Source organism: Komagataeibacter intermedius TF2 (assembly GCF_000964425.1).
Taxonomy (GTDB): Bacteria; Pseudomonadota; Alphaproteobacteria; order Acetobacterales; family Acetobacteraceae; genus Komagataeibacter; species Komagataeibacter intermedius.
Genome location: NZ_BANF01000282.1, coordinates 1 through 5,044 on the forward strand (window position 1 = coordinate 1; position 5,044 = coordinate 5,044).

The window sequence follows — 5,044 nt, forward strand, 5'->3', positions numbered from 1 at the left end:
ACTGGCACTGGCACTGGCACTGGCACTGGCACTGGCACTGGCACGCTTACGGCACATTCCTCCGTCGCGGCGCAAAAACTGTCCACCCCGACCTATACCACGCCAGCCACCCGCCAATCCGGCTACCCCACGCCGACCATGCCGGTCCCGGCGGCGGGCTATACAACCTCGCCATCCTATTCCGCCAGCCCGTTTCAGTAACCTGTCGGGACATCAGGAAGACGTCTCTGGTGATGCTTTTTTCAAAAAACACAAAAGAACGCCGCCTTTTCAAAAAAGGCGGCGTCCGGAAAATCCTTCTGTTTTTCCATCCATTAACAACGGAAAACCCGATCCTCAGATCGTACTGAGCACCCCGCCATCAACACGCACAGATGCCCCCGTGGTGACGGAAGCCTGCGGGGACGACAGGTAAACCACCATGTTCGCCACTTCATCCACTGTCGCGGCGCGACGGATGATGGAGGAAGGACGGTGTTCCATGACGAATTCCGCCGCAACTTCCGTCAGCGGCTTGCCCGTCCTCTCCTGTTCCGGCTTCAGCATGTCCGCCAGCCCTTCGGACAGCGTGGGTCCCGGCAGCACGGAATTTACCGTCACCCCGGTGCCCGCCATCCGTTCCGCCAGGCCACGCGCCACGGACAGCTGCGCCGTCTTGCTGAAGCCATAATGGATCATCTCGACCGGGATGTTCAGCGCGGATTCCGAGGATATGAACACCACCCGCCCCCAGTTCCGCTCCTTCATGCCCGGCAGGTAGGCACGCGACAGCCGCACGCCGGACATGACATTCACCTCGAAAAACCGGCTCCAGTCCTCATCCGGCGTATCGAAAAAATCTTTTGGTTCAAAAATCCCCAGATTATTGATCAGGATATCGCATGACGGGTGGGCAGCCACCAGCGCAGCACACCCCGCCGCCGTGCCCAGGTCACCCGTAAATCCCGTGGCTTTTCCTGCGCCAAGGGCGGACAGGTCCCGCACCGCCCGCTCCACCGCAGGCGCCTTGCGTCCATTCACCACAACGCCCGCCCCGCTTGCGGCCAGTCCCCGTGCAATGGCCAGCCCGATGCCGCCGGTTGATCCCGTTACAATGGCCGTGCGGCCCGTCAGGTCAATGTGCATGATCTTTCCTTCTGCCATATCTGGAAACGGGCCGCATCGTACACCAGACCATATCCCATACAACCGGCCCGGCGGCCGCCATGCGGCATGAACGGACCGGCGGCGCGGTCCGTGCTGTCCATTCTGGCGACATGGTGTTCAAACCCGCGTGATGACCATGCGGGGATGGCATTGCCCACAACGTCATTCACTGCCTTGGCTGCGGGCGCGTGCGGGGGCGGACATCCCTGCTGGTGTGCCCCTGCCCTGTGTCTGGCGCACATTGACAATATACGTGTGGATATAGTCACGATGAGGAGAGCGTTCCCCAGACAGGTCGTCCCTGCCCGCAGGGTCCATAACCAGACAACCTGCTGCCGCGTTGAGGAAACGCAAACTTCCGTCCGGTAATGACGCGACGACCTGCGAACCAACCACGAAGGACATGACACCATGAGTCCCTATCGCACCATCAACCCGGCCACGGGAAAGACGGAAAAGGTCTTTGACCTGCATGACGACAAGGCAATGCTGGCGAAGCTGTCCACCGCCCACCAGTTCTGGGAAAGCGACTGGCGGCACCGCCCGATCGCTCAGCGCCGCACGCTCATCCTCAAGGCCGCCAACATCCTGCGTCGGGACAAGGAAAAGCATGCCCGCCTGATTTCCATTGAAATGGGCAAGATCCTGCCCGAGGCCATTGCCGAAATCGGGCTGTCCGCCGACATCCTTACCTATTACGCGGAAAAGGCCGAAACCTTCCTCGCCCCGCGTGAACTGCCGGTGTCGCAGGGCCATGCAACCGTGACCAGCGAACCGCTGGGCATCATCTATTGTGTGGAACCGTGGAACTTCCCCTATTACCAGCTGGCCCGCGTCGCAGCCCCCAACCTGATGGCGGGCAATGTCGTCATGGTCAAGCACGCGCCAAGCGTGCCGCAATGCGCGGAGGCGTTCGAAGCCCTGTTCCGTGAAGCGGGCGTGCCCGAAGGCGCCTATACCAACCTGTTCATTACCAATGACCAGTCGGAAAAGCTGATCGAACGCCCGGAAGTGCGTGGCGTCGCCCTGACCGGCAGCGAACGCGCGGGCAGCGCCGTGGCGGCGCAGGCTGGCCGGGCGCTGAAGAAAAGCACGATGGAACTGGGCGGTTCAGACGCGTTCATCGTGCTGGACGATGCCGATCTGGACAAGGTCATGCCCATGGCCATCCGCGGCCGCATGTCCAATAACGGTCAGGTCTGCACATCCGCCAAGCGCATGATCGTCCACAAATCTCTGGTGGCGGAATTCACCGAGCGCCTGAAGACCGCCGTCAATGAATTCCAGTATGGCGACCCGCTGGAACAGGGTGTCACCCACGGCCCGATGAGCAGCCAGGCCGCCATGGAACGTGCCGTGTCACAGGTGGAAAAGGCCGTATCGCACGGGGCGACGCTGGTTGCGGGCGGCAAGCCGATCGACCGCGAGGGCTTTTTCATGAAGGCCGCGATCCTGACCCACATGACCAAGGACAACCCCATTTTCTATGAGGAAATCTTTGGCCCGGTCGCCATCATCCATTCCGTGGACAGCGAGGATGAAGCCATCGCCATGGCCAATGATTCGCCCTACGGCCTTGGCGGTTCCATCCACACCAATGACGTGGAACGCGGGCGTCGCGTGGCGGCGCGGATCGATACCGGCATGGTGTTCGTCAACGCCGTGACCGCATCGGCTGCGGACCTGCCGTTTGGTGGTATCAAGAACTCCGGTTATGGTCGTGAACTTTCGGAATTCGGTATTGAGGAATTCCTGAACCGTAAACTGGTCCATACGCCCTGATACAGCCTGATCTGGCCGCCCCCCCTGTTTCAGCATGGGGGCGGCCTTTTCATCCGGATTACCTGACTTCGCCTGATAACATCTGCCCTGTCGGCCCACAGGCACCGACACAGGCAGCTCTATGCCTCATTTCCAGAACAAGTAATGTAATAAACAGGAACGCAACAAGTCAGGCATAGATTCATTTTTCAGAAGAAATTCCAATATATGCCATTCATTTAATTGTATCTTACTGTAACAAACCTAAACATTTTATGTCCAGACCAACATGAAATGTATCCACCATTATAAACTGCCTTAATTTTTTATATTTTGCATGCAAGAAGCAGTCGCATGCGCATTGTCTACATCATCAACAGCCTGAATGGCGGCGGCGCTGAACGCCCCCTGCCCGATGTCGTGGCGCAGATGCGCCGCTGCGGGCATGACGTTCATGTCCTCGCCCTGGCGCGAAAAGCCGGCAATGCAACGACATGGCTGGAAGAAGCGGGGATCGTTTATGACATCCTTTCCCCCGATCCGGACAGGTTCGCCAGTTTCCCCACCACCCTTGCCGCCATCCGCCGCCATGCCCCGGACCTGATCTGGACATCGCTGACGCGCGCAACCCTGTATGGGCAGATGGCGGGCATCGCGCTGCGCAGGCCGGTCGTCAGCTGGCAGCACAATGCCTATCTGCGCCCGTGGAACCGCTGGGCCCTGCGCGCCACCCACAGGCTGACGGACCTGTGGGTGGCGGATTCCCGCTTCGTTGCGAAATGCACGGCCCGGCAACTGCATGTCCCCGAAGGCGACATCATTCCCTGGCCCCTGTTTACGGCACAGCCCGACATGCCACAGGCCACGCCATGGGCCGGACCGGGCGACGGGCGCATATTCCGCCTTGGCACGCTGGGACGACTGGAAAAGCAGAAAAATTATGGCCTGCTGATCGAGACAATGGCCTATCTGCGTGACCATGCACCGCAGTGCCGCATTCATCTTGATATCGGTGGCGAAGGCTCCCTCGCCCCGCAGCTCCGGGCCCGGATCACGGAACTGGGGCTGCGCAACGTCACGCTGTCAGGGTTCCAGACCGATCCGTTCGCCTATTGCGCCGGGCTACATGGCTATGTGCAGCCGTCGCATTTCGAAGGGCTGTGCATCGCCCTGCATGAAGCAATGCAGGCGGGCGTCCCCTCCATTGTCACGCCTGTGGGCGCGATGGCCGATATTGTAACGGATGGGCAGACAGGCCTGTTCCTGAACCCCGCCACGCCAGAGAACCTCGCCACCCTGCTGCTGCGGCTGTATGACAACCCTGCCCTGTGCGCCGCACTGGGGGGTGCGGCCCGGCAGCGCGTCCTGTCGACCTATGACCTGAAGACCGTAACGGCACAGGCTGCCACGGCCATGACCCGGGCGGAACACCTGACCCACGCGGCGACCGGTCCCCGGCCCTGAAACCGGAACCCGTTTCCGGGGATGCCTTTTCCATAGACATTCAGGGACCACCACTTTTTTCAAACAGGGCGTGACCGGGTGCCCTTTGCTACTGTTTATCAGCCCCTCAGCGTGAAAGACACACCTGAACCGGCCCCTATCCCTTCAGGTGGAATATGACCGGCAGCGTGACTTTCGTGCCGTCCGTCACGCCCCCTTCCGCCGTGCAGTGAACGTTGCGCGCGGCAGCAAGGGCGGTCCTGTCCAGATCATCATAGCCCGTGCTGCTGTGCAGGCTGGCCTGCGCCACCTGTCCCTGCGCCCCGATGACCAGATCCACCATCGCCGTGCCTTCTTCATGCATGTGCCGGGCCATGGCCGGATAACGCCATGCGGGCGGCGTGCATTGTAACGAAGAGACGGGCCGGGCCGCCGGGGCGGCCGGTGACGCATGTCCGGAGGCAGGCGGGGCGCTGGCAGGTCGCGTGGCGGGCACAGGGACTGCCTGCGCGTGCGGGCCCGGTGTGGCGCGTGGGGCGGCAGCATGTCCTGCTGTCCCCTTAGGGGATTCTGTGGGCACGCTGGCGGGGGCATGCCGGCTGGTCGCGGTCTCATGCCCCCCTTCCGCCCGCGGCGCGGCCGGGGCTGTGGGCTGTGGCTGTGGCTGTGGCTGTGGCTGTGGCTGTGGCTGTGG

At 61.6% G+C, this 5,044-nt stretch carries 5 protein-coding genes and 1 pseudogene; 3 read left to right on the top strand and 3 right to left on the bottom strand.

Going from position 1 to position 5,044, the window contains the following annotated elements; all coding sequences use genetic code 11:
• Window positions 1-201: pseudogene (locus B7449_RS17025) on the top strand (hypothetical protein); the annotation flags it as partial.
• Between the two features lie 135 nt (window positions 202-336).
• Here the strand turns inward: B7449_RS17025 and B7449_RS17030 are convergent.
• Entirely contained in the window at window positions 337-1,125 is a 789-nt protein-coding gene (locus tag B7449_RS17030; RefSeq protein ID WP_039733443.1) for an SDR family NAD(P)-dependent oxidoreductase, read from the bottom strand.
• Window positions 1,110-1,316, bottom strand: a complete 207-nt coding sequence (locus tag B7449_RS17035) for a hypothetical protein (RefSeq protein ID WP_039733445.1) — start codon at window positions 1,314-1,316, stop codon at window positions 1,110-1,112. The genes B7449_RS17030 and B7449_RS17035 overlap by 16 nt, the downstream gene beginning before the upstream one ends.
• 241 nt (window positions 1,317-1,557) lie before the next feature.
• Here B7449_RS17035 and B7449_RS17040 point away from each other — a divergent pair, with 241 nt between their 5' ends.
• Together B7449_RS17040 and B7449_RS17045 are read left to right on the top strand one after the other, a co-directional pair.
• Window positions 1,558-2,928 carry an NAD-dependent succinate-semialdehyde dehydrogenase gene (locus B7449_RS17040; RefSeq protein ID WP_039733446.1) on the top strand — a complete coding sequence of 457 codons (1,371 nt, stop codon included), beginning with the start codon at window positions 1,558-1,560 and terminating at the stop codon, window positions 2,926-2,928.
• A 333-nt stretch (window positions 2,929-3,261) separates the two neighbouring features.
• Entirely contained in the window at window positions 3,262-4,371 is a 1,110-nt protein-coding gene (locus tag B7449_RS17045) for a glycosyltransferase (protein ID WP_039733447.1), read from the top strand.
• A gap of 136 nt (window positions 4,372-4,507) precedes the next feature.
• Here B7449_RS17045 and B7449_RS17050 read toward each other — a convergent pair.
• On the bottom strand, window positions 4,508-5,044 hold a 537-nt coding region (locus B7449_RS17050; protein ID WP_048883893.1), incomplete at its 5' end, for an energy transducer TonB.